This window comes from Streptomyces sp. WG7, from assembly GCF_049975785.1.
In the GTDB taxonomy this organism is placed as follows: Bacteria; Actinomycetota; Actinomycetes; order Streptomycetales; family Streptomycetaceae; genus Streptomyces.
In genome coordinates this window covers 98,833-124,331 of sequence record NZ_JBNGGE010000012.1, presented here as the reverse complement: position 1 = coordinate 124,331, position 25,499 = coordinate 98,833, and the positions used below count along the sequence as shown (strand labels likewise).

The following is a 25,499-nucleotide window of genomic DNA, read 5'->3' as shown; positions in this document are numbered from 1 at the left end:
CGTCGCACGGTTCGCGCGCGAAGGGCACGCCGCCCCGGGGTTGGACTGGACAACAAGAAACCCCCGGGTCGATGACCTGGGGGTTCTGCGTGGAGCGGGTGACGAGAATCGGACTCGCGCGACCCGCTCGATCGCGCCGTGCGGCCGATGCGCTTTCCCGGCCGGCCCTACGGGCGGATCACCGCAGTCCGGCGAAGAGATCGTTCTCGGGCAGGGACGCGCCGGTGGCGTCCTGGACACGTACGAACGTCTCCACGCCCATCAACTCGCCGAACCTCTCCTTTCCCATCTTGAGGAAGAAGATGTTGTCGCCCTGACTGGCGTGCGCGGCCAACGCGTCGAACTTCTGACCACTGAACGCGGTGGTGTCCACCCACGTGGTGATCTCATCGTCGGGCAGGCCGATCTCGGCCATCGCGGCGGCCTCGGCAGGGTCCGGCTCCGGCATGTCCGGATGAAACTCACGCATGACCTCACCGAACCGCTGCATCCCCGAGCGGGGCATCGTGGTCCAGTACACCTTCGGTGTCAGCGCGGTCATCTCCAGCGCCGCCATCGTGATGCGGTGGGCTTGGATGTGGTCGGGGTGGCCGTAGAAGCCGTTCTCGTCGTAGGTGACGACCACGTCAGGCCGGTAGTGCCGCATGAGTTCCGCGAGTCGGGCCGCGCCTTCGTCCACGGGGGTCCGCCAGAAGGATCCGGGGGCGTCGTTGCCCGGCCAGCCCATCATCCCGGAGTCGGCATAGTCCAGCATCTCCAGATCGCTGATCTTCAGGACGTCGCAGCTCGCTTCGAGTTCTTGACGCCGCATCACGGCGACGGCCGCCGGATCGTGCCCGGGCTCGCCCGGCTTGACACCCCCCGGCCCGTCACCGCAACCGCCGTCGGTACACGTCACGAGAACCGTGCGGATGCCTTCCGCCGCGTACCGCGCGAGGACACCTCCGGTTCCGGTTGCCTCGTCGTCGGGGTGGGCGTGTACTGCCATGAGCGTCAAGGGTTGGTCAGTCATGAAACAGTCCTCCTGCGGATATGAGTCCCGGCCCGAGTGCGCGGCGGGCGTGCCGCGATCCTGGAGCCCGGATCCTGGTGGGGGGCGGACGACCTCGCGGTCTCAGTGCTCCCGCCGTGCGGCGCCGGTCCCTCGGTCGGTGCAACCGCGCCGGACGCACCGGCTGTTCCCGGCGCGGCCACTCGGCCTTCCGGGCGTCGGCGTTCAACGAGACCGGGGGACAGGCGCGACCTGCATGTCTCAGCACCACGTCGGATTCGGCTTCCGTCCGGCACCAGCTGTGAGATGCCGATACGGAATGAGAAGGTCTACTGAAGCCGGCACTCACACCTGAGCGGAGTCGATGAACGACGACCAGGTCGGTGTTGTCCTCCAAACTCTCCGGAGTCGCGTAGACCGCCGGCCGTGGGGTGTTTGTCGGTGCGCTGCTCAGGCCCGCAGTTGAGTCGAGGAACGGCGACGACGGGGACGTCCAGCTTCTTGGCCGGGGGCTTCAGGCAACGGGCGGCCTCGTAGGCCCACGCCACCTCAAGGACACGACGATCCGCGCCGGCCAGTCTTCCGAGCAGACCGCGCCGATTCATCAGCACTCCGACGACGAGCGACAGGAAGAGGTCGCCGCCGACCTCGACGCCACCGTCCGGAAGGAGAACCCGCTCTCAAGGGCATGCTGTGGGCACGGTGCCTGGTGATGGAGTGCTGAGGCGTCCCCATGAGGATTCGGCTGCGATCAGCGGTTCGTTCGTCTCTCTGGGCTGAAGGCGCCATTGCAGCCGCACACCTCCGGTTTCACTCCGGACGTGAGGCTCTAGCGGTGTACCCGAAGGGTGTAGGTGGTTCCTGCGGCGTTGCTGTGGGAGCCCGATCCATCGGTCACCGCCGGGCAATACCTCCGCGAGCCCGTCGCCCTCGTACCGGTGCAGCCGATCGTTCCGGTCGGCAGGGGCTGAGACAGCCGGTGGTTCTGACGCTCCGGCTTTCACGCGGGGCCGGTGGGAATGCTGAGTTGAGTTTCTCCTCGTACGGTTCGGGGGGATCTCAAGCGGGCTGCGACGGTTTCGGAACGGCCGGACGGATTCAATGTGAAAGGCGGAACCAGCCGGACGGTCGATGGTCATCGGCCACTGGTCGCAGCGGTGTCAAACGCCTTCATCACCCCAAGGGTGGGCGCGTTGAGGGGGCATTTCACCGGCGCGCGGAGGGCGCATGATTTTCGGCCTTTTTATAGATCGTCGTGGAGTGGTCTCCAGGACTTGTGTGGATGGCATCGCGGGGGAGGTGGAGGAGGTCGGCCGTGTCGCACGGAGCTGCCGTAGGGGGGAAGGCGACGAGAGTGGTCAGGGACAGTGCAGGTCACAGTGCTACTTCGGCGGTCCTGCGGGTGGCACGGCGCGAGGCATGCGCTGCGCCCGCTTGAATGGCGATCGCCGTGAACGGGAGTAAGTTCGATCATAGAACTCGATCGTTCAGCCCCTGAGTGTGTGGCTCACCTATTCCAGTGAATGCTAGGTCGAGGTCCGTTCAAAAAACGTTCCGGCATGTGCTCGGTGTGACTAGGGTCGGATCCTGTGAGGTGCCCCGTGCCATTTCGTATCGCGATGAGAAGCGGATGCTTAGTGAATTTGAGCGCCTCGCTGACGAAATGATTTCGACGCGGTCCAGGGTGGTGCGAAGACAGAGGTGCCACCACTGCAATTGCCGATTCCGAAACCGCGGTGACCATGGAGAGCGAGCCGCGAGGTTCAACGTAATCCTTCGACTCCTCCCACCTCCTCTCCGCTCTGGAAGGCGTCTCTTGTTCGCCCTGCTCGTCGACACACGGCTCAGCGCCAGACTGTCCGACCTCCCCCTTGTCCGTGATCACATTCGCCCCGACCACGACCTCGGAATCACCAACGTGAGGGCCGTGATCGCTTCCCCCGCTCTCACCGCCGAGCTGGTCCAGTCGCTGAACGATCGGGTGTCACACCTGGATGACGGCCGGCCCGTGTTTCCCGAGGAGGCCCGCGGGCACGCCCTGGTGGCGCTGGATTACGCGTGGGGGGACGAGCAGCGCGCCCCCCTGGTGTTCCGTTTGGTCCGCGGCAAGTCCGCCGAGGAGTCGAAGGAGCCGGCGGTCGGTGACGGTGCCTCACCCGTTTTCGCCGCGTTCGCATCGGACGGGACGGACGCGGCGGCGGTACCGGCCGTCGCCTGGGCGGGCCTCGACCGCTCGGTCGGATCGCTGCACCTGCGTCGGCTCGGCGCGACCTACCGCGACGGGAAGATCTGGGTCCTGTGCGACGCCGGCCTGCACGCCGGCCCCCTGGACATCGAGGTGGACGGACTGGGGCTGGGCATGCCGCTGGACGGCGGCAGCGCACCCGTCGGCCGGTTGGACGGGTTGAGCCTCACCTTCGACAAGCCTCCGCTGGCGATGTCCGGCGCGTTCGTGAACAGGCCGGTCACCGACACCTCGCCCTACCGGATCCTGATCGAGGGCAGTGCCCTGGTCAGAACTCCGGCCGCCGGCTTCACGGCGATCGGTGCGTACCAGGTCCTGCGCGACGGCACCCAGTCGCTCTTTCTCTACGCCGAGCTGGGAGCGAAGTTCGGCGGCCCCCCGGCCTTCCGGATCACCGGCCTCAAGGCCGGGTTCGGGTACAACAGCAGTCTGCGCGTGCCCACCATCGACCAGGTCGCCGACTTCCCTCTGCTGCGCGGGATCGGTGACGCGGGCGACGGCGCGCCGCTGCGGCCGCTGGAGATGCTCGCGAAACTGACCGAAGGGTCCGACACCGCCCCCGCCTGGGTCACTCCGCGGGACGGTTCCACCTGGCTGGCCTTCGGTCTCAACGCGGAGGTTTTCGGGACCGTCCACTGCAAGGCGCTGGCCTTCGCCGAGTTCGGTGCGGACGACCTGGTGGTGGGACTGCTGGGCTCGGCGAAGGCCCGGTTCCCCGACCCGAAGAAGAAGTCGGCCAAGCCGTACGCGGACGTCGATCTGGCCATCTCCGCCGTCTACCGGAGATCCGCCGACATGCTCGCCGTCGACGCCCGCCTCTCCCCGGACAGCTTCCTGCTCGACCCGTCCGTCCACCTGACCGGGGGAGCGGCGCTGCGCCTGTGGTTCGGTGGCAGCGATCACCCCGGCGACTTCGTCTTCACCGTCGGCGGCTACCACCCGCGCTACACCCCGCCCGCGCACTACCCGCGGGTCGACCCGGTCGGCGTCGACTGGGCCCCGGATTCCTCCGTCACCCTCAAGGGCACCAGCTACTTCGCGCTGACGCCCTCGGCCGTCATGGCCGGCGGCCGCCTGGACCTGCGCTACGACGGCTCGTGGGCCAAGGCCCGGGTCGACGTCGGCTTCGACGCCCTGGTCGAATGGGCACCGTTCCACTACGAAATCGACGTGTGGGCGGACATCACCGCTCAGGTGTGGCTGGCGTTCGGCTGGAGCGGCGAGAAGTCGCTGGGCGCCCGGTTGTCGGTGTGGGGGCCGCCGTTCGGCGGCACCGCGCACGTGAAGGTGCTGGGCATCGACATCCCCATCGACTTCGGCGAGTCCAGGGCCCGGCCCGCCCCCATCGGCTGGGAGCAGTTCCGCACACTGCTGCCGCAGCAGCCGCTGACGCTCGCCCCGGTTGACGGGCTGCACCCCGACCACGCCGCCGCGGCACGGCAGAGCGAGCCGGCCGGCAGCGACTCCGACGCGTCCAGGACGTGGCACACCACCTGCGACGGCTTCGCCTTCACCGTCAGCAGCGCCGTCCCCGCCTCTGTACTGAAGGTCAAGGTCAACGGTGAGGACAGGACCGAGGGCGGCGGAACGAGGGTCAACATCCGGCCCATGCGCAAGACCGGCCTCGAAGTCCCGCTCCTGGTCACCGTCGAGAAGGAGAGGCCCGGCGGCGGAGAGAACCCCCCGACCGCCGAAGTCCAGCCGGACTGGGGCGTCACCGTCCACCGCACGCCGCAGCCGGCCGCGCTGTGGGGGACGGGAAGCGCGGATGGCGCACTCACCACCGAGGACCCTTTCGTCCGCGGCCTGGTCAGCGGAGCACGTATCAGCGTCCCGGCCCCCCGCCTGCCCGAGGACCCCGAGTCCAGCGCCCGGGGGCGCCTCGGTCACAGCCCGCCGCGCGAGGGCACCCTGCCACTCGATCCGGCCGCGGCTGCCACCGGGGCGCGTGGGGAGGCATCCGACAGCAAGGCACTGAAGGACGACATGGCTGACCCCGCCAAGCGCCAGGACGCAATCGCCGCCCTGGCCGCCGCCGGCTACCTCCTCGAAGGCGCCGGCCCGGAGCTCAACCGCTACGCCGACGAAGCGGCCTTCTCCTCCCTGCCCCTGCGCCTCACCCGCCCGTAAGGACCGCAATGACCACGCATCCGGCCGGGCCGACCGCACCGGCGGGCGCCAGCCCCATCACCTTCCACGACCACCTGCTGCCCGGCATCACAGCGGGCCGCTACCGGATCACCGTCGACCAGCGGCTACCCGCCGAGGACCTGCCGGGAGCCCGGTTCGAGCCGGTGCAGCAGACCGTGAACGTGCAGGCAGCGCAGTTCCGCCTCGACCCCTCGTGGGTGCACGCCGTCTACCCGGCCGCCCACAGCCAGGGCTCCTTCCACCGGCTGCTCCCGCACATCACCCTCGACGCGGCCACCCTGCCGTGGCAGCGGGAGCCCTTCACCGCCGACACGCGAAGCCCTGTCCGGACACCCTGGCTGGCGCTGCTGCTGTTCGGCGAGGGAGAACTGCCCGGTGACCCCGACGCCCTGGGCACCACCACCTCGGTGACGGTGGGTCGGCTCCTCACCGGCGACCCCGCGGTCTCCGGTCCCCGACTGGACCCGAACGCCGTCGACCCCGTCCTGCTCGACACCCCCTGCCACGTCGTCGACGTACCGCAGGACCTGCTGGCACAGCTCCTGCCGGACCCGTCCGACCTCAAGTACCTCGCCCACGTCCGCGTCGGCGGCGAGGACGCCGCGCCCGCCGAGGGACAGGACGGCCCGCCGGCCCCTGACGCGTATGCGGTCGTCACCACGGCCCGCTTCCCCCGCGAGGACCAGGGCCGGTACGTGGCCCACCTGGTATCCCTGGAAGGACACGCACCGCCGCTCACTTCCGACGGCAAGCCCGAGCCCGACGGCAAGCACGTGCGCCTGGTGTCCCTGCACCACTGGACGTTCACCTCCTGCCCCACGGCCCGGGACGGCTTCGGCCGGCTGGCCGAACGCTTCACCCCGGACAACGACGAGCACAGCGCCGCACCGCTGCGCCCGGCCCCTGACCCGGGCACCGGACTGCGGGAGGACCTGAGCTACCTGCTGGAGCAGGGCCTGGTCCCGATGACCCACGTCACCGACTCCGGCGAGCGCACCCTCGCGTGGTACAGCGGCCCGTTCCTCCCCCGGGTCGCACCCGAGCTGCCCCGCCCCGCAGACGGCCACTTCCCCGACGCCGACGGCCTCCTGCTCCACGAACCCGTTACGGGCACCTTCGCCGTCGGCTACGCCTGCGCCTGGAACACGGGCCGCGCCCTGGCCCTCGCCGATCCCGGATTCGCCACGACCCTGGTCCGCCTGCGTCACCAGGGCAGGCTGCGCCGGGCGACCGACCGTCAGTACGCGACGTACCAGCGGCAGCTCTACGGCGCCCTGCCCACCGGAGCGGTGGCCGGAGAGTCGCCGCGCGAGGTGTTCGAGGAACTGCTGCGCGGCGACGCCGCCGACGTGCTGGCCACGGCCCTCGGTGTCCCCGAGGACGAGCCGCGCCCTCGGGCCGCACCCACAGCCCCCGTCCCGCCGCGCCGCGACGTCCCACGCCACGCCTCCACTCCGCGGACGCCGTCGCCGGACGCCGCGGAGGCGGCGAAGTGGCTGGCGGGACTGCGCACGCTGAGAGGAGTGCCGTTCGACTGTCTCGTCCCGGACCAGCGGATGCTGCCGCCCGAGAGCCTGCGCCTGTTCCATGTCGACCGCGGCTGGCTCGACGCCCTCCTCGACGGCGCGCGCAGCCTGGACCGCAACCCCGACGCCGACACCGCGACCGACACCGAACTGGACGAGCTGCTGGCCGGCCACGGGCCCGTTCCGGCCGCAGGACTCCTGCTGCGCTCGGCGCTCGTCCCGGGCTGGCCGGCCCTTCGCGTCGAGGCCCACTCCGCCGGGACCGAACCGGTCCGGGTGATCCACAACGAAGCCCTGGGGGCCGACGTCCTGCTGGTGCTCTTCGACCGGGTGCCGCACAGCCTGACGATCAGCGAACCGCCTCAGGGCCTGTACTTCGGCACCGACGAGGAAGGGGAGGTGGTACTGCGCCGCCAAGGACGCGGAGATGCCGCCCCGCCGCCGAAACGCTCGGTTCCGGCACCGATGGCCCGCCCCGCCGGGCCGCGGGTGCTGGACGTCGGCAAGCTCGCGGCCGTTCTGGCCCGGGAGCTGGCCGCGGAGATCGCGCCCCGGACGACCATCTCCCCGGCCGAGTTCGCCATGCAACTGGTGCGCGCCCCCGAGCAGCTCACCCTCACGTTCGGAGGAACCCGCCGATGACCACCGAACTCCTCGTTCCCGTCAGGCTCCGGGCTCTGGTCGTCAACGAACAAATGGGCGACCAGGACTTCCAGCGCTGGGTGCCCAACTACCACCTGCTCGGCGTCCACCGCTCCCCGGAGCCGCCGCCCTTCGCAAGCACCGACACGAACTTCGCCCGAGACCCCGCACACCGGGGCGTGTACCTGCACTGGGAACTCCCGGCGGCGCTACGACGGGCGACCACCCCCGGCGGCGAGGTCACGCTCCCGCCCGCCCCCAACCGCTGGCTGGTCGTCCGGCACGCCTACACGGCCACCGGCGAGTACACCACCGCCGCATGGGTCGTCGAGAGCGACTTCCTCGACAAGCGCACCGGCACCGTGCCCTATCTGCGGCCCGGCCGGGGCCACGTCACACCGACCCGGATCGGCCGCCACACCGAGGCCGCGCGCTGGACGGAGCCCGCGGCGGGGCAGCCCACCTTCCTCACCGCGACCGGCCCCGGGGCCCTGTCGTTCGCCGCGTTCCAGCCGCACTGCCAGGACGTGTTCTCCTTCCACGACTCACTGGCGCAACTCCCCGACCGTTTCGACCGCCTGGGCTACCAGGTCATCGGCTGGCACACGGCGCACTCCGACGACCCGCTCGCCGCGCACTCGGACGACCCGCTCGCCGACCCAGAGGCATGCCGGAAGCGAACAGCCTCCCTGGGCTGGCAGACCGACAGCACCCCGCCCTCCGACACACGCAGCGTCTACACCGGCCGAGTCCACAGCGTCCTGCGCCGCTTCGACCCCTCCCGCGAGCGGCGGCCGGACCCGACCGTGGCGGTCGCCGACAGCGCCCGCTCGGCGCTCACCGCCCTGGCCGCCGACACGGCCGCGACCGTTCCCCGGACGACCGCGACCCTCGTCCCCGCGCTGCTCGACCAGCTCCAGTCCGGCACCCTCGCCCGGGCGAACGAACCGGACAACACGTTCCACCTCACGGACGCCCTGCTCACCGCCGGCTTCGCCGAGGGCACCACCTCGTACGCCTGGCACGCCCTGCCGCCCAGCAACTCGGAAGGCCCGACCTCCCCCCAGGACGAGCAGCACGGCCGGACCGTCGAGGCCCGCCTGAACGCCGCCCAGCACGCCTACGACCGGGCGAACCGCGAGCTGGCCGGGCTGCGCCGCAGGCTGTACGGCATGTGGCGACTCCAGGGCCTGCCCGTGCAGCCGCCCGACTACCACCGTCGGCTGACGGAGGAACTCGACCCCCGGCGCGAGGGCAGCCTCGCCGCCCGCGTGCGCACCGGCCGGCAGGAACTCGACCGGCTCCGCGCCGGCCTCCCGGACGGCGATACCCCTGAACAACTGGCGGAATCGGTCCGGCGGTACGCCGGCGTTCACGGCCTGCCCACCGGCTGGGACCTCAAGCGCGTGGCACTCGACCCCTTCCACCGCGCCCTGGACCCTTCCGTCGTCCTCCAGGGCGCCGGCTCCATGCCCACCCCCGACGACGCCCAACTGCCCTGCCGGTCCGGCGACCGGACGGTGACCGCGGTCGCACACCCCGGCACGCCCGGCGGGCTGACCGCCGAGCATCCCGACCTCGCGTGCAACACCCTCGACCTCGGCCCGCACGAGCGCTCCGCCATGCCGGCCGTCACCCGCGCCCTGGTGCGCGAGGCGTTCCTGCTCGACCCGGACTGCCCGGTCGTGCAACTGCGCCCGAAGGGCGGCCGGGGGGACACGGGAGCGGCGCCCGCCCCGCACGTCGGCACCGCCCCGGCCTTCGGCAACGAGCCCTGGACACAGCCCTGGCAGCCGATCCACCTGCTCTGGCACATCGAATACCACCCCCTGCCGTACGACCAGTGGCAGTTCGACGGCACCGACTACGTCTGCCCCCGGCCGAGGCCCGAGCCCGCGCGCGACTACGCAGGCCGGACGCTGCTCAGCGACCACCTGCCCCGCACCCTGGCCGACCGGGTCCGCCAGTACGCGCTCCACTGCCCCGACCCGTCCCCCCACTACGACGCCCTCGCCGACCGCATGGAACGCGGCGACGTCCTGGCCGGAACCCTGGCAGGGCTGCGTGAACTGCTCATCGGCCAGGACCCCGGCCAGGGCTTCCCACCCCTGGGCGCACCGCCCGAACTGGCGGAACTGATCGGGGACGCCTACCGCACCAGCCCCGACCCCGGCCCGCTCCCCAAGTCCTTCGGCGGCTGGCCGGACTCCGGGTTCCAGCAACTGCGCGCGGGGCAGTTCCGCTTCCGCAGGCTCACCGTTGTGGACTCCTTCGGACGTGCCCTGAACGTCATCACCCCGGAGGGAACCGGCCGGGCGAGTGCCTTCCGGCGCCCTGTGGTCGCCGGCCACCACCGCCCGCAGGCCGTTCCCGAGGTCCTGGGCACCGCTTCGGACCATGTCGTCCAGCTGCCGCCGCGCCTGCCCCAGGCCGCACGTCTGCGGCTGGAACTGGTGGACACCACCCGCGAGACGTACCAGGCCACGCACCTGGAAGACGGCAATCCGATCGTCGGCTGGATCGTCCCCAGCCCGGTGGACAACTCCCTCACGGTGTACACCCCGGACGGCACCGCCGTGGGCCTGCTCCGCCAGGCGTACCGAATCGGCCGGCCCGACCCGGAAGCGGCGTGGTCACCGCTGCCCGGCGCCACCGCCGACCTGTACGCCGCTCTCCCGTACTTGGAGGAGCTGATCACCTGGTTCCGGGGTGCCGGCGGCGACAGCCCGCTGCCCGCCGCCCTGGACGTCCTGAAGACCTCGCTGCTGGACGTCACGCCCACCACCGGTGCCGTCCCGGCCGCGCTCGCCGGGCATCCGCTCGCCGTCGTCCGCTGCCGCCTCCGCCTGGATCTGGACGGGCCGCCGCCCACCGACCCCGGCTGGAAGCACGTCTTCGACCACGAGCCGCCGAGTCCCGACTTCACCGGCTACCCCTGGCCGGTGCGCCTGGGCGAACGACAGCGCGTCGGCGACGGACTGGTGGGCTACTTCACCGACGACGAACCCGGCGTGCTGCGTACCGTCGTCGCACCGGACGGCACGCATCCGCACCTCGCCGCCGTCGGGGAGGGCATCCATCTACGCGTCACGGCCGGGACGCCGCGGCTCCTGACTCTGCTGGTGGACCCGCATGCCCCGGTGCACGCCACGACCGGCCTGCTGCCCACCACGGCACTGGAGATCCCCCGCCGCTTCACCGACGGGCCGCTGAGCCGCATGCGCACCGTCCTGCGCAGCGGACCGCTGCTCACCTCGGCGGCCGCCACGCAGGAGGACGCCGTCGCCCTGCCGGTACGGACCGTCGACGACCGGACGTGGACCTGGGCGGAACGCGCCCCGGACGGCGCCTGGACCCGCTTCGCCACCTCGGCCGCGAGCACCGCACCGAGCTGGACCGGCCGGGCCCCCGTCCTCCGCTCCGGCCTGCTCACCTCCTACGACCCGCCCCCGCCGGCCCCCGCCACGTCCCGGTAACCGCCGCAAGAGCCGAAGGAGAACCTGACATGAGCGGCCAGCGCGACAGCACCAGCGGCCTGACCTACGGCCTGGCCACGGCCCCGGCCACACCGGCCACCGGCCGGCCGGCCCGTCTCTACCTGGTCGTGTCCAACTCGGGCACCGTTCCCGTCCTGTGCAAGCAGATCGTCGTCGTACTTCCCACCGGCGACCTCGCCCAAGACCTCGTGCCCGCGGGCCAACATCTCCTGGCCTCGGTCGAACCGGCCGACCAGTGGACCGTCGACCAGCTCCAGGACGGAGTCCTCCTCACCCTGCCCCAGGACGAGACGGCAGCCTTCCCCGGCAGGGGCACGGAGCTGAAGGTCGTCCCCGCCAACGGCGAGTCGGTCTCCCTCACCACCCACGGACTCCTCGTGCGCGTCAAGGACCTCAGGATCAATGCCCGCACCGGAACCGCCCTGCTGCGCATCCGGGAGACCGTCAGCGTCGACAACGGGAACACCTGGGAGGACCACCAGGTCACCCTCTCCGTCGCCAAGTACCCGCCGGAGGAGGCCCTGACGGACGACGTGGTCGGCAACCTCGCCGTCCACGCCGTCGACACCGAGGGCAACCCCAGTGCCACCCCCGTCACTCTGCTCAAGCCGGAGCACCGGGGAAATGCCGTCCTCACCTGGACCGCACCGCCGGACGCCGTCTGCGAGGTCCACTACGACGGCAGGGAGCCCGCGCGGCTGAGCGGCCAGGAGAAATGGCAGCTCCCCGTCACCGACATCACCCGCGACACGCACTTCCGTGTCCAAGTGACGCTGCAGCGCTCCGGCGAGACCATCACCCACCACCTCTCGACCGCGGTCGCCGTCGCGGAGCCTGTCATCCCGCGACTGACCGTTGACAAGATCACCGCAGGCGGTCAGAAGAACCTGCGTGGGCACCAACTCCTGACCGTCGACGGTGCCGTGGTGGTGGAGAAGGAGAGCCACTTCTACGGAGCTGTCTACGGAAAAGAGGCCACACTCGTCGTGGCCGACGCCCTCACCACGAGCCAGAAGCTCTCCGCCCCGGAGATCCACTCCGTCAAGCTCGCCGTGGCCGACAAGGTCCTCGTCGGCTCCACCGACTACACCGGGATGGCGGAAGGCGACCTCCGGGTCAGGAACGACCTCACGGCAAAACGACTCGCCGCAACCGACAAGGCACTCGTCGGCTCCACCAATTACAGCGGGATGGCGGACGGCGATCTCTGGATCAAGGGCAAGGCAACGGCCGCTCGTGCCCACATCTCCTCCGTGCTCGGCGCACCCACGAAGCTGACCGGCGCGTTCGACGACACCAAGCGCCAGGCACCCTCCAACGGCGTGCTGCTCCTGTGGATCAGAACCGCCGATCGCTATGCCACCAGGACCATCTTCGTGGACATCAACACCGACGGGGCATGGGGAGGGGTGTACGAGACCGTGGCGGCCGCGTCCATCGACTACGGCAAGACTCCTGACGTGTGGATGGCTTCGGCCACCGTCCCACTGCACGCGGGCCAGTGGTACAAGATCTGGCAGGCCGGGGAAGGCGGCAGGACCGACGCGTACTTCTTCCCCGTTCTCGCCGGCTGATGGCGACGGCATCGAGGACGGACGGCAGCGGTTCCCGGACCGCGAGTGGCGGCCACAGCGGCGCGGCGGGCCGAGGCGGCACCGGGCAAGGACAGTGAGGCCGGTACGTCCGCGGCGGTGGCCGACGAGGCCACGGTGGTACCGGCCGCGACAGCCACTTCGACGTCGGTAAGACCACGCTGTCTCCGCCGATTGAACTAGGCCGCCGGGCGAGGAGACCCGGCGCTCCAGGGTCCGCCCATGACGCCGACCCCTGCCTTCACCACCACTTGGTCGGCCGCGGCCGGCCGCACACCACCGAGGACGGGAGTCAGCAATGCCGTTGTCCGTCGACACCATCACCGAAATGGCACGGGCCGGGAGTCTGCGGCTCCAGGCCGACCAGTTCGCCGACCCCGTGGTCAGCGGCGTACTGACCACGTATCTCGGCTCCGAGCTGAAAATCCTGGAGTCCCTGGAGCCGGAGCCCACTGCGGAGAGCGTGACGGTACGGGGGCGCTGCGCCGTACCCGGCCTGGGCCTGGAGCCGTGCCCGGCCGTGGCGGAGTTCCTCCGGTCCGACGCCCAGGACGGGACGGTCACGGGACTCGTCCTGACCGTGGACGCCCCGCAGTGGCGACTGCCGCAGCCCTTTCCCACGCACGACCTCAGTCCGCTCCGGGAGCTGGGAGCACAGTCGCCCGTCGTCGTGCTCCACGCGGTCCCCGCCACGAAGAAGGAAGCCGGACAGAAACGGCCACCTGCCGTCTCCGGAGCCCGGTGGGAACGCTCCGACATCACCGAACCGGTGCTTTTCCTCGCCTCGATGCGGGACGGCGTGCTCACGGCGTCAGCCGGCTTCCCCGACGGACTCGCCCTGCCGGCCCTGGAACACCTGGGGCACCTGCCAGGCTGCACCGGCGCGGAAGCGTTCAGCGAGCGCTTTCCCGCCGAGTGGCGGAACTGTCTCATCTCGGTACGGCCCACGCTCCGCGAGGTCACCGTCCAGTGCTCCTCCGACGGTAAGCAGGTGAGCGGAGAACTCGAGATCGACCTGGCGCCTCGGTGGCCGCTGCCGGAAGGCGTCACACTCGGCGCGGTCCGAGCACGGATCGCCGTGGACCCGACCGCCCGCAAGGAGGCCAAGAAGGCGGAGGAGACCGAAGAGACGGCAGAGGCGGAAAAGACCGAGGAGACGGAGGAGACCGGCAAGGCGGAGGAGACCGAGGAAACCGAAGAGGCCGAGGAATCCGAAGAGGCCGAGGAATCCGAAGAGAAGAAGGACTGGCTGTCGGTCACGCTGACCGGAAACCTGACCGCGTACAGCCTGAGCAGCGCCGTCACGGTCGTACTGCCGTCCATGACCGCAAAGGGCGTGCTCGCCCACGACAGCGGCTTCTTCGAGCACATGGCATCCGACCTCCGCAAGGACACCAACGGGGAGCTCTCCTTCCAGTACGACCTCCAAAAGGGCACCTACGACATCACGGGGAAGCTCTCCGCCGCCCAGAAGATCGCCGGAGTGCAGGTCGCGAACGTGACGGTGAAGGCGGTCGGCGACGGAGACCGGAAACGTGAGCTCACCCTGGACGGCAGGCTCACCGTAGGCGAGGCCGAAATCAAGGCGACGGCCAGGAGGAGCCAGAAAGCTGAGAGCTGGACACTGACCGCAGAGGCCGAAAACATCGCCTTTCGCGACATCAGCGCCTGGGCCGAGCAGACCATGGGCAGTGGCCTGCCGGCGTCCCTGACGGAGCTGACCTTGCAGAAGCTCAGCTTCACGGTTGTCTCCACCGCCGAGGAGCGCACGTTCGACGCGAAGGCGACCGCCGAGTTCCCGCTGACCGCGGACCTGCGGACCACTGTCGAACTCGCCGAAATGAAGATCACCGCCAAGGGCAAGACCTCAGAGGTCTTGGCCAAGGGGTCCTTCGCACTCGGCCATGCGGACGCGGAGTCACCGCTCATGAAGTTCGAACTCGTGGCGGACAAGGACCCGAAGTCGACGAGCTGGACCGCGACCTCGACCCTCGAAAGGGGCATCACACTCAGCCAGGCGCTCGCCCCCCTGCTGCCCGCCAATGGCCAGCCGACGGCAGGTCTGCCGGACCTGCTGCCACCACTCAAGAAAATCTCACTGCGCTACACCGCGCCGAAAGCCACGGACCGTACCGCGCCCGAGACGGCCGAAGCCGCCGCCTCCCTGGTCCTGACGGCCGAAACCCCGCAGGAGGCTCGGGCAGTTCTGGTCGTCATGGGTTGAGCACCGCAGTTTCAACGAACCGTCGGCCTGCCGTTGATACCGCGCCCCACTGGTCGGCAGGCAGCCCCGCGCTGCCGGTACCGACAGACCCCGAAACCCGTAACCCCCACGGCGCGAGTACTGGCTTGCGGTAGCTACGGCGCGCCGGGCCCAGCTGGGCGTCACCGTGGCCACCTGCAGTTGGGGCATGCGAGGGGCACTGGCTGCGCTAAGTCGAGCTTCGGCAGGTGGCCGTGGCGGGGCCCGTCGTGGGCACGGCTCTTCGCGAGGCACTGGGACACCTGGTGCCCGCCTAACTGCCCTCGATGGTGACGCGCTTGATCACGATGTCCTCAAGGGGTTTGTCGGAGGGGCCAGTACGAGCGTGCGAGATGTCGTCCAGGACTTCGGTAGAGGATTTGTCGGCTACTTCGCCGAAGATGGTGTGCTTGCTGTTGAGCCACGTCGTGGGTGCGACGGTGATGAAGAACTGCGAACCGTTGCTGTCTCGAGTGCCGGGATTGGCCATGGCCAGCCGGTACGGCTTGTCGAACTTCAGATCCGGGTGAATCTCATCCTTGAAGGAGTAACCGGGGCCGCCCCGTCCCGTGCCCGAGGGGTCGCCGCCTTGGATCATGAAGTCCTTGATCACGCGGTGGAAGATCGATCCGTCGTAGAACGGCCCGCTGGACTCGCCCTTGGAGTTCATCCCCTCGTACGGCTTTGTGCCCTGCGCCAGCTCCACGAAGTTACGGACGGTCTCCGGGGCGTGGGACGGGAACAGCGTCAGCTTGATGTCCCCTCGTGACGTGTGCAGGGTGGCGTGGACAGACTCATCAGCCATGGGCGGTGCCTTTCACCGTGATAGGTATCGCGACGCACCCATACTGACAGTACTGATAGGAATGCACAGTGTGACTGCTCCAGGGAGTGGACCTCCGCGACCCGCGACGCTGACGCCCGCCAGACGTAGCTCCGACTGATCCACACGAAACCGCCGGCTGCATCCACGAGCACCTGGCGCCGGGGCCTCTGTCATTCGATCGGAGCCGCGAGGTGCCACTTTCCACCCGCTGTGCTATTTCGAATGGCATACTCGGAGTGTGACTGACGACGACGTTGACTTCCCGCCCGGCGACGGCCCCACCAGTGGTATCTCCGTCACCTTGACCGCCGGAACCCTGCAGGCCATCCGTGAGCGGGTCGGCAAGCGAGGTGTCTCGGCTTACCTGGAGAAGGCGGCCCAGCGGCAGATCGAGCGCGACAATCTGGACGAGCTGATCGCAGACTTCGACAAGGTGCACGGTCCGGCCGATTCCGAGGCCGTGGCGGCCAAGCGTGCCCGGCTGACCGGAGGCGCCACGAACGCCGGGGCGGCCGCGTGAGCGGTGTCCTGGTCCTGGACAGTGAGGGCCTGGCGAAGGCCGTACACCGGGATCGGGAAATCCACGAGTGGCTGACGGCGGCTCGCGACGCGGATCTGCCCGTGATCACCTCGGCGGCCGTGCTGGTCGAGGTGATCCATCCGAAGATCAACGACGCCGCACTGAGGTGGACCCTGTCCCGTCTGAGCGTCGAGCCGGTGACCCAAGCCGTCGCGCAATCCGCTGCCGCCTTGCTGCGGGCAGCGGGGCTGCACGGCCACAAATACGCCATCGACGCCATGCTGTGCGCGACCGCCCTGCAGCATCCCGGCAGGGTGACGATCCTGACTTCCGACGTGCAAGACGTCGGAATGCTCACTGCCGGGCATCCACGCGTGAGCGCCGAAAAGGTCTGAGCCGAGGCAACTGCTGGCAAGACGTGCTTGCCTGTGCCTCCCTCTCACCGCCCCGGCCGCCCGCAGGCAACTCGTCGAGGCATGGCTGACCTCGTACACCTCGGCGACCGGCGCCGACCTCGCCCCGGGTGATCTGGCCGAGGCCGTGGCCGCCGAGCTGTGTCCCGACCTGCCCCGTTATGAGGCGGACGCCCTCGTGACCGAGACCGTCGAGGGGCTGCTCGGCACCCACCCGCGCGTCCACGACCGGACCCTGACCGTCCAGGTCGACGAGCTCATGGCCCGTGCGCAGGAGTTCCGCGCCCGTGAGGTTCCCGCCCACCCGGCCTACCAGCGCCGCCGCGCGGCACTGGTCTCCGCCGAGCGCAGCCGTCTGCGCCTGGACGAGTACCGGCCGCGCGTGATGTCCGCGTTCGTGCGCAGCAGGCTCATCGACGAGGTCTACCTCCCTCTGGTAGGCGACAGCCTCGCCAAGCAGCTCGGCACCACGGGCGACACCAAGCGCACTGACACCGGCGGCCTGCTGCTGCTCGAAGCCGCCGTATCCATGAGGCCGCTGCGTGCGCTGACCTCCCCCGTGATCTTCCTCGCCGCACCCGTGATCGGGTGGTGGGGGACCCGATTGCTCGTAGGGCCGCTGCGCGGGGGCTTTTCCCAGCCGATGACGGAGCCTCGGTTCTGCCATCGCGCCAGGTGAGCGAGATGATGCCGCTATCTGAAGTGCCACCATCAACGTACTGAGGTGTCCGCTACCAGCACCACCTTGAGCGCACTGCGAGGGAATCGAACGAGTGTCTATTTCAAGGCGTCCTCGATGGCCTCGAAGATGTCGGCGTCGGTTTCCTTCTGCCAGTCGGGCAGGTCGGGCCAGTCGGCGACATGGCCGGGCTTCGGGTTTCCGAAGTGCTTGTACATCTGCGCGGTCCAGCAGGTGGCGACGAAGCGGCTCTTCTGCTCGCGGGTGAGGCGGGAGGCGTGGCGGTCGCTGAGGTCGAGGAACTGGCGCACCTGGTCGTGGACGGCGCCGGCGGCCTGGCGCTCCCACTCGGGCGTCTCTTCCCAGGGGGTGACGTAGCCGGGCTTGGGCTCTCCGGGGAAGTGCTTGCGCACTCCGGTGATCCAAGCCTCGCGGAACAGTCGGGCGCCCTCGAGGGAGGATTCCAGCCCTCGTTCGAGGACCTGTCCATCTGCTGGGGCGCGCTTCTTCTCCGACATGGTCACGGAGGTGCAGCGCCGGGCTTGGCATCCAAGCGTGAGCCGAGCAGCGACCACCCTGACACGGCCTAGCGATGGCGAGGCCCTTTGCTTCGGCGACTGGCCCCCCATTTGCCGACCTTGTGACCCAGATCACCAAAAAGGCGTCTTATTGTTCGAGACGGTCGGGTGCCCTGTCGACCCAATCTGCGCCCGAGAGTCCCTAGAGGGAGCGGCTGACCTGCACTTGGGGCACGCAGAGGGCACGGAACCCCCGGAATGGTCTAGACAATGAAAACCCCCAGGGCTGTGACCTGGGGGTTACGCATGGAGCGGGTGACGAGAATCGAACTCGCACTCTCAGCTTGGGAAGCTGATGTTCTACCACTAAACTACACCCGCGTAAGACGCCGATCATGGTCGGTGCCTGGACGCCTGCTCACTCTACCTCATCTCCGGCCCCCGGTGTTCGCGCCGTGGGGCCGGCGGGCGTTTCGGCGGGGTGATGCGGCTGCGGGGGGCCGGAGTTGGGGCGTACGGTGGGGGGCCTCGGGGCGGTCCGGGAGGGGTCGGAGTGCCGCCTGGAGAGACGTCTCTTTGATCCCGTACTGTGGCTTTTGTCGTCACGGTAGTAAGCCAGACGCGGCTCTTGGGGAAGGGACTTGAAGGACTTGATGGATCGCACCGTCCTCCGCTGTGCCGATGGGCACGTGTTCACCGCCGCCTCGTTCCCGATGCAGCAGGCCGAGCGACTCGGCCCCGGCCGGCTCGTCCGATGTCCGCGGTGTGCGCGGCTGCGGAGTGCCGTGCCGGTGGGTTCCGGAAAGCGGTAGCCGGCCTCCCGTCGGGGGGACCCCCAGTAGGACTCCAGTAGGACCGGGCGCGCGGCGCGGCGGCGATTGTCGCTGCTCCGCGCGCCTTGCGTATCCTCGGTGCGTGCTTCTCTCAGACAAGGACATCCGGGCCGAGATCGATTCCGGGCGGGTCCGCATCGATCCTTTCGACGACTCCATGGTGCAGCCGTCGAGTATCGACGTGCGCCTCGACCGCTACTTCCGGGTGTTCGAGAATCACCGGTACCCGCACATCGACCCCTCCGTGGAGCAGGCGGACCTGACCCGGCTCGTGGAGCCGGAGGGGGACGAGCCGTTCATCCTGCACCCCGGTGAGTTCGTGCTGGCCAGTACGTACGAGGTCGTCTCACTGCCCGACGATCTCGCCTCGCGGCTGGAGGGGAAGAGCTCGCTCGGGCGGCTCGGGCTCGTCACGCACTCCACCGCGGGGTTCATCGACCCGGGTTTCTCCGGACACGTGACGCTCGAGCTCAGCAATCTCGCGACCCTGCCCATCAAGCTGTGGCCGGGCATGAAGATCGGGCAGCTGTGCATGTTCCGGCTCACGTCGCCGGCCGAGCACCCGTACGGGAGCGAGCGGTACGGGTCCCGTTACCAGGGGCAGCGTGGGCCGACGGCCTCGCGGTCCTTCCTCAACTTCCATCGGACCCAGGTATGAGCAGCGAGAACGCAGGCGGGACACGCGCATGAGTGATGTTCGGGAGAATCTGACCTACGAGCAGTTCGGCGTCGCCGTGCGTGAGCTCGCGCAGGCCGTCGCCGACGACGGGTACGAGCCCGACATAGTGCTCTCCATCGCGCGTGGCGGGGTCTTCGTGGCGGGTGGACTGGCCTACGCCCTCGACTGCAAGAACATCCACCTCGTGAACGTGGAGTTCTACACCGGGGTCGGCACCACGCTCGAGATGCCGGTCATGCTCGCGCCCGTGCCCAACGTCATCGACTTCTCCCGGAAGAAGGTCCTCATCACCGACGACGTCGCCGACACCGGCAAGACGCTCAAGCTGGTGCGGGACTTCTGCCTGGACACCGTCGCCGAGGTCCGCAGCGCCGTGATCTATGAGAAGTCCCACTCGCTCGTCCAGTGCGAGTACGTGTGGAAGCGGACCGACGAGTGGATCAACTTCCCGTGGTCGGTTCAGGAACCTGTCGTGCGACGGGCCGGGCAGGTGCTCGACGCCTGATCTCCGGAAGACGCCTGGTCTTCGGAAGACGTCCGCTCTCCGGAAGGTGCCTGGTTTCCGGAAGTCCGGAAGTCCGGAAGACGTGCGTAGGGCCCCCGGCGTGACGCCGGGGGCCCTACGTGTGCGGTTTCCGCGTGTCGGCCGGCTCGTCAGAAGGTGCCCAGCTTCACGATCGACAGCAGCGCGATCAGCTGGATCGCGGCAGCGCCGAGCGCCTTCGGCCAGGGCAGGTCGTGGGAGCGGCTGACCATCAGGGTCAGCAGGGCGCCGGCCGCGACCCAGGTGGCCCAGCCGAGGATCTGGACGAAGGGCGCGTCGCCGCCGGCGAACATCGCGACGACCAGGCGCGGCGCGTCCGTGATCGACATGATCAGCATGGAGAGGCCGACCGTGGGCTGCCACGCGCCGTCGCCGCCGAGCTGGCGGGCCATGGTGTGGGTGACCACGCCGAGGATGAACGCGCTCAGCACCATCGCCACGGCCGTGGTCAGGACGATCGGGATCGCGCTCGAGAGGGTGGCGTTGATCGCCTCCTCGCGGGCGCCGTCGAAGCCGAAGACCGCCAGCAGGCCGTAGAGGAACGTCACGATGAGCGCCGGGACCCACATCGCGTAGTCCCGCATCTGGAGGAAGGTCTGGTTCGGGGCGAGGACTACACCCTTCAGCAGGGCCTTCCAGTGGAGGCGGGGGCCGACCGGGCCGGGCGGCGGGGCGGCGCCGGCGCGGTAGGTCTCGCCCTGGTTGTAGGGGTCGTCGCCGACCATGAACGCCTGGGTGTGGCCCGGGTTGTTGGCCGCGTACGGGTCGTACGGGGCCTGGCCTCCCTGCGGGTGGTGCGGGCCGCCCTGGGGATAGCCGCCGCCGTCGCCGAAGTACTCCGGCTCGCCGTGTCCTCCGCCGTGCGGCTGGGGCCACGGGCCGCCGGGGGCGGGGCCGCCACCCCCGTACGGCTGCTGCGGGTACGGCTGCCGAGGCGTCGCGGGACCGCCGTACGACGGTCCCTGGGGCGCCTGCTGTCCGTACGGAGGGTTCTGCGGTCGCGCGTGAGGAGCGCCGTTGTCCCGGCCGCGTCCGATCCTGAATCCAGCCACGCCTTCGAACGTACCTGGTCCCGGAGAGTGACGTGCCGGACCCGGCCTTCCGGGGCGGCCTTTGCGGCCGAGCTGTGACATCCCCTACGGGTGTTCCCCGAGGGCTCCCCGGGTGTTTCCCGAGGGCTCCCCGAGGACTTTCGGAGGGTTCCCCCGCGGGTGCCCCGGCGGGGGACCCCGGCGGGGCACCCGCGGGTTCCCCGGTGGCTCGGCGGCGGGCTCGGTGGTGGCGGGCGCGTACGGGCCATGACGCGCGTGTCCGGCGTACGGCGACACCCCCAGGTCCGGACGGGACCTGGGGGTGTCTGCGAGGGAAAGGCGCGGGCCGGTTACTTCACCGGCTCGGGCGTCGGCTCGCTCTCGGCCTCCGGCTCGTCCGCCGGGTCGGCCGGGGTCCTGACGGAGTCCAGCAGGAGCTGGGCGACGTCGACGACCTGGATGGACTCCTTGGCCTTGCCGTCGTTCTTCTTGCCGTTGACCGAGTCGGTGAGCATGACGAGGCAGAAGGGGCAGGCGGTGGAGACGATGTCGGGGTTGACCGACAGGGCCTCGTCGACGCGCTCGTTGTTGATGCGCTTGCCGATCCGCTCCTCCATCCACATCCGCGCGCCGCCGGCGCCGCAGCAGAAGCCGCGTTCCTTGTGGCGGTGCATCTCCTCGTTGCGGACGCCCGGGACGGCGGCGATGATCTCGCGCGGCGGCGTGTAGATCTTGTTGTGGCGGCCCAGGTAGCACGGGTCGTGGTACGTGATGATGCCCTCGACCGGGGTCACCGGGAGCAGCCTGCCCTCGTCGACGAGGTGCTGGAGCAGCTGGGTGTGGTGGATGACCTCGTAGTCGCCGCCGAGCTGCGGGTACTCGTTGCCGAGGGTGTTGAGGCAGTGCGGGCAGGTGGCGACGATCTTCTTCGCCGACTTCGGCTTGCGCGACTCCTCGGTGACCTTGCCGTCGTCGTCCATCTCCTCGCCGAAGGCGGCGTTGAGGGACATGACGTTCTCCATGCCGAGCTCCTGGAAGAGGGGCTCGTTGCCGAGGCGGCGGGCGGAGTCGCCGGTGCACTTCTCGTCGCCGCCCATGATGGCGAACTTGACGCCCGCGATGTGGAGGAGTTCGGCGAAGGCCTTGGTGGTCTTCTTGGCGCGGTCCTCCAGGGCGCCGGCGCAGCCGACCCAGTAGAGGTACTCGACCTCGGTGAGGTCCTCGATGTCCTTGCCGACGACCGGGACCTCGAAGTCCAGCTCCTTGAGCCACTCCAGGCGCTGCTTCTTCGCCAGGCCCCAGGGGTTGCCCTTCTTCTCCAGGTTCTTGAGCATCGTGCCCGCCTCGGACGGGAACGCCGACTCGATCATGACCTGGTAGCGGCGCATGTCGACGATGTGGTCGACGTGCTCGATGTCGACGGGGCACTGCTCGACGCAGGCGCCGCAGGTGGTGCAGGACCACAGGACGTCCGGGTCGATGACGCCGTTCTCTTCGAGGGTGCCGACCAGGGGGCGCTCGGCCTCGGCCAGGGCCGTGGCGGGGACGTCCTTGAGCTGCTCCTCGGACGCCTTCTCCTCGCCCTCCATGGTCTTGCCGCCGCCGGCCAGCAGGTAGGGGGCCTTGGCGTGCGCGTGGTCGCGCAGGGACATGATCAGGAGCTTGGGGGAGAGGGGCTTGCCCGTGTTCCAGGCGGGGCACTGCGACTGGCAGCGGCCGCACTCGGTGCAGGTGGAGAAGTCGAGCAGGCCCTTCCAGGAGAAGTGCTCGACCTGGGAGACGCCGAAGACGTCGTCGTCGCCGGGGTCGGTGAAGTCGATCGGCTTGCCGCCCGACGTCATCGGCAGCAGCTCGCCCAGCGCGGTGCCGCCCTTCGCGTCGCGCTTGAACCAGATGTTGGGGAAGGCGAGGAAGCGGTGCCAGGCCACGCCCATGTCGGTCTTCAGGGCGACCGTGATCATCCAGATGAAGGAGGTCGCGATCTTCAGGCCGGCGAAGAGGTAGACGAGGTTCTGGAGCGTGGAGACGTCCAGGTCCTGGAGCGCGGAGACGACCGGGTACGAGATGAAGAACGACGCCTCGTAGCCGTCCACGTGGTGGAGGGCGCCCTCCAGGGCGTGCAGCATGAAGATGCAGACGCCGACGACGAGGATGACGGCCTCGACGAAGTACGCCTGGCCGAAGTTGGAACCGGCGAAGCGGGACTTGCGGCCCGGCTTGTTCGGCTTGCTCACCTGGCGGATCGCGATCAGGGCCAGGATGCCGAGCACCGTCATCGTGCCGATGAACTCGACGAAGACGTTGTACGGCGCCCAGTCGCCGATGACCGGCAGGATCCAGTCGGCCTGGAACAGCTGGCCGATCGCGTTGACGATCGTCAACAGCAGGGAGAAGAAGCCCACCGCCACGAACCAGTGCGCCACCCCGACGACGCCCCAGCGGTTCATCCGGGTGTGGCCGAGGAACTCCCTGACCACGGTGAGGGTGCGCTGCGCGGGGTCATTGGTCCGCGTGCCGGCCGGCACCGGCTGGCCCAGCCGCATCGAGTTGTAGATCTGCAGGACGGCGCGGCCGAACAGTGCGACGCCGACCACGATCAGGACCAGCGACACGATGATCGCGGCGAGTTGCATTTGGGGGCTCCTCGGGCCTGCGAGGTTGCGAGGGTCGTATTACTAAGCGGTAACTTATTCAGTCCGTCTGAGACTACCCCCATCCTCTGCCGCACTGTAGCCGGACGTGCGGTGATCTGCGTCGCTGAGGCAACCCTGACCGGGCCGATGCCGTCTGCGGCCGGCCGGTGCGGCCTCCCCCGGGCCGGCGGGTGGCGTTCCCCGGTCGGCCGACCCGACGGCGGCAACCCTGGTCGCGGGGTCCGTCCGCCGGGACCGGTGGTCTCGCTGAGTCGGACGCGCCATTCTTCGCAAATCATGATATTCAGCCTGATTCAGGCATAGGTTGTGCCCGTGCTCTACGGGATCGCTGCAGCCACCGCCTCCTTCCTCCTCGCCGCCCTGCTCACCGCGCTGCTGAGGGGGCCCGCCCTGCGCCTCTCCCTCGTCGACCGGCGACGGCAGCGGCCCGTCCCCCTGCTCGGCGGTGTGGCCGTGGTCCTCGTCACCGGGCTGGTCGCGTGGGCCGGGGACCGGGGCGGCGCCGTACCGCTCGGGACCGGGGTCGGCCGGCTGCTCGTGGCCGGGGCCGCCGTCGGCGCGCTCGGCCTGGCCGCCGACGTCTGGCGGCTGCGGCTGCGGTGGCTGGTCGCCGGTACGGCTGTCGCGGCGGCGTGCGTGGTGCCGTACGGCGAGACCGGTCCGGTACTGGGGGCGCTTGCCGTGGGCTGGATGGCGCTGGTCACCGCCGCCTTCCGGGGGCTCGACCACGCCGACGGGGTGGCCGGCACGGTGGGTGTGGTGACCGCCTTCGGTATCGGTGCCTGTGCCGCCGCGGAGCTGATGGACGGGCTGGCGGTGCTGCTGAGCGCGCTGGCCGCCGCTCTGGCCGGGTTCCTGCTGCACAACCGGCATCCCGCGCGGATCGCGCTCGGGGCGTGCGGGTCGCTGTTCGCGGGTTTCCTGCTCGCCGGGGCGGCCGTGTTCACCCGGGCGGGGCACGCGCCCGGGGCCGGCGTGGCGGTGCTGTTCGCGCTGACCGCTCTGGCGACCGCCGACGCCGTCCTCGTACTCCTCTCGCGCCGGCTGGCCGGGCGCCCCCTGCTGCGCGGCGGGCCCGACCACCTCGCGCACCGGCTGCGGCGGCTCGGACTCACTCCGCAGGGCGCGGTGGTGGTCCTCGGTGCGGCCGCGTTCTGCGGAGTACTCGTGGGCGTGCTCGTGCACACCCGCTGGGTGGAGGAGACGGTGGTGCTGTGGCTGGCGGGCGGAGCGGTCGCCGGGGTGGCGGCGCTGCTGCGGGTGCGGGTGTACGAGCCGCCGAAGCGGCGCGCGGGGGCGGACACCCGGGTCGCCCGCACGTCGCCGTACGGGACTCGCGCGGAGTTTCCTGGGTATGCGCGGGGGCGGGCACGGGCACGGGCACGGGCGCAGGCGCGGCCCGGGGCGCGGGGGTGGGCCCGGGTGCGAGGCCAGGCGCAGGTCCGGGTGCGAGATCAGGCGCAAGGGCAGACGCAGGTCCGGGTGCGAGATCAGGCGCAGGGCCAGGCGTCGGCCCAGGTGCCGGCCCGGGCGCAGGGGCAGACGCCGTCCCGGGTACAGGACCGGGTGCAAAACCAGGCGCAGGACCAGGCGCAGGACCAGCCGCAGGACCAAGCGCGGCCCCGGGCTCGGATCCAGGCGCAGCCGCAGGAGCGCCCCCGGGCGCGGGCGAAGGCGCCGGGGCAGTCCCGGGCGCAGCTCCGGCCGCAGCGGTGGGTGGAGCCTCAGGGGCTCTCCGAGGTGACCGGTACCCCGGCCCGTACGCCCTCCCGGGCGTCGATTTTCCCGGTTCGGCAGGCCAGGCGCGCCGAGAAAGCCCAGGTCAGCGCGTCGTTGCGCGTAAGGAACGGATAAGAGTTGAGTGAGCTCGACTCACCTCTGTTGACCCGGCGGGGGGTGTCGTGCACACTTGAGCC

General features: G+C 70.0%; 16 protein-coding genes, 1 tRNA gene and 1 pseudogene. 11 read left to right on the top strand and 7 right to left on the bottom strand.

All coding sequences use genetic code 11. The features are described 5' to 3' along the window. Positions 1-178: 178 nt before the first annotated feature. Positions 179-1,012, bottom strand: a complete 834-nt coding sequence (locus ACP4J0_RS15520) for a PIG-L family deacetylase (protein WP_426599249.1) — start codon at positions 1,010-1,012, stop codon at positions 179-181. 308 nt (positions 1,013-1,320) lie between these two features. Continuing rightward, on the bottom strand, positions 1,321-1,596 hold the full coding sequence (locus tag ACP4J0_RS15515; RefSeq protein WP_426599307.1) for a DnaB-like helicase C-terminal domain-containing protein: 276 nt from the start codon (positions 1,594-1,596) through the stop codon (positions 1,321-1,323). Between the two features lie 1,322 nt (positions 1,597-2,918). Between ACP4J0_RS15515 and ACP4J0_RS15510 the strand changes: the two genes are divergently transcribed. The 5 genes from ACP4J0_RS15510 (at position 2,919) to ACP4J0_RS15490 (ending at position 14,868) form a co-directional block, all read left to right on the top strand. Continuing rightward, the gene (locus tag ACP4J0_RS15510) at positions 2,919-5,366 is read left to right on the top strand and encodes a DUF6603 domain-containing protein (protein ID WP_426599248.1); all 2,448 of its coding nucleotides are present in this window, start codon (positions 2,919-2,921) and stop codon (positions 5,364-5,366) included. 8 nt (positions 5,367-5,374) lie between these two features. Continuing rightward, the gene (locus ACP4J0_RS15505; protein WP_426599247.1) at positions 5,375-7,555 is read left to right on the top strand and encodes a hypothetical protein; all 2,181 of its coding nucleotides are present in this window, start codon (positions 5,375-5,377) and stop codon (positions 7,553-7,555) included. Then, on the top strand, positions 7,552-11,031 hold the full coding sequence (locus tag ACP4J0_RS15500; RefSeq protein ID WP_426599246.1) for a hypothetical protein: 3,480 nt from the start codon (positions 7,552-7,554) through the stop codon (positions 11,029-11,031). The genes ACP4J0_RS15505 and ACP4J0_RS15500 overlap by 4 nt, the downstream gene beginning before the upstream one ends. 29 nt (positions 11,032-11,060) lie before the next feature. Beyond that, positions 11,061-12,626, top strand: coding sequence for a hypothetical protein (locus ACP4J0_RS15495; RefSeq protein ID WP_426599245.1), 1,566 nt, complete (start codon positions 11,061-11,063; stop codon positions 12,624-12,626). A 316-nt stretch (positions 12,627-12,942) separates the two neighbouring features. Next, on the top strand, positions 12,943-14,868 hold the full coding sequence (locus tag ACP4J0_RS15490) for a hypothetical protein (RefSeq protein WP_426599244.1): 1,926 nt from the start codon (positions 12,943-12,945) through the stop codon (positions 14,866-14,868). Between the two features lie 292 nt (positions 14,869-15,160). On the opposite strand, the gene ACP4J0_RS15485 is transcribed toward ACP4J0_RS15490, so the two are convergent. Then, positions 15,161-15,691 (bottom strand): peptidylprolyl isomerase, encoded by a 531-nt coding sequence (locus ACP4J0_RS15485; protein WP_426599243.1) that lies wholly within the window; start codon positions 15,689-15,691, stop codon positions 15,161-15,163. 259 nt (positions 15,692-15,950) lie between these two features. Between ACP4J0_RS15485 and ACP4J0_RS15480 the strand changes: the two genes are divergently transcribed. From ACP4J0_RS15480 to ACP4J0_RS15470, 3 genes and pseudogenes are all read left to right on the top strand, one after another. Then, positions 15,951-16,232 carry a hypothetical protein gene (locus ACP4J0_RS15480; RefSeq protein WP_164251275.1) on the top strand — a complete coding sequence of 94 codons (282 nt, stop codon included), beginning with the start codon at positions 15,951-15,953 and terminating at the stop codon, positions 16,230-16,232. Continuing rightward, positions 16,229-16,627 (top strand): PIN domain-containing protein, encoded by a 399-nt coding sequence (locus ACP4J0_RS15475; protein WP_426599242.1) that lies wholly within the window; start codon positions 16,229-16,231, stop codon positions 16,625-16,627. The genes ACP4J0_RS15480 and ACP4J0_RS15475 overlap by 4 nt, the downstream gene beginning before the upstream one ends. 55 nt (positions 16,628-16,682) lie before the next feature. Next, positions 16,683-17,159, top strand: a pseudogene (locus ACP4J0_RS15470) (DNA repair ATPase); the annotation flags it as partial. Positions 17,160-17,422: 263 nt separating this feature from the next. Here the strand turns inward: ACP4J0_RS15470 and ACP4J0_RS15465 are convergent. Then, complete coding sequence (locus ACP4J0_RS15465; RefSeq protein WP_426599241.1) at positions 17,423-17,842, bottom strand: hypothetical protein; 420 nt, start codon at positions 17,840-17,842, stop codon at positions 17,423-17,425. 307 nt (positions 17,843-18,149) lie between these two features. Next, positions 18,150-18,223, bottom strand: a tRNA-Gly gene (locus tag ACP4J0_RS15460). Positions 18,224-18,757: 534 nt separating this feature from the next. Here ACP4J0_RS15460 and dcd point away from each other — a divergent pair. Both dcd and ACP4J0_RS15450 read left to right on the top strand, forming a co-directional pair. Next, positions 18,758-19,333: a dCTP deaminase gene (dcd, locus tag ACP4J0_RS15455; RefSeq protein WP_055418772.1), complete on the top strand. Its 576-nt coding sequence runs from the start codon at positions 18,758-18,760 to the stop codon at positions 19,331-19,333. Positions 19,334-19,361: 28 nt separating this feature from the next. Beyond that, positions 19,362-19,859 carry a phosphoribosyltransferase gene (locus ACP4J0_RS15450; protein WP_426520919.1) on the top strand — a complete coding sequence of 166 codons (498 nt, stop codon included), beginning with the start codon at positions 19,362-19,364 and terminating at the stop codon, positions 19,857-19,859. A 149-nt stretch (positions 19,860-20,008) separates the two neighbouring features. On the opposite strand, the gene ACP4J0_RS15445 is transcribed toward ACP4J0_RS15450, so the two are convergent. Then, a complete protein-coding gene (locus ACP4J0_RS15445) occupies positions 20,009-21,031 on the bottom strand; it encodes a Yip1 family protein (RefSeq protein WP_426599240.1) in 1,023 nt (340 codons plus the stop codon). 248 nt (positions 21,032-21,279) lie between these two features. Then, entirely contained in the window at positions 21,280-23,562 is a 2,283-nt protein-coding gene (locus ACP4J0_RS15440) for a (Fe-S)-binding protein (RefSeq protein ID WP_426599239.1), read from the bottom strand. A 333-nt stretch (positions 23,563-23,895) separates the two neighbouring features. Here ACP4J0_RS15440 and ACP4J0_RS15435 point away from each other — a divergent pair, with 333 nt between their 5' ends. Then, complete coding sequence (locus ACP4J0_RS15435; RefSeq protein WP_426599238.1) at positions 23,896-25,437, top strand: hypothetical protein; 1,542 nt, start codon at positions 23,896-23,898, stop codon at positions 25,435-25,437. Positions 25,438-25,499: the final 62 nt, after the last annotated feature.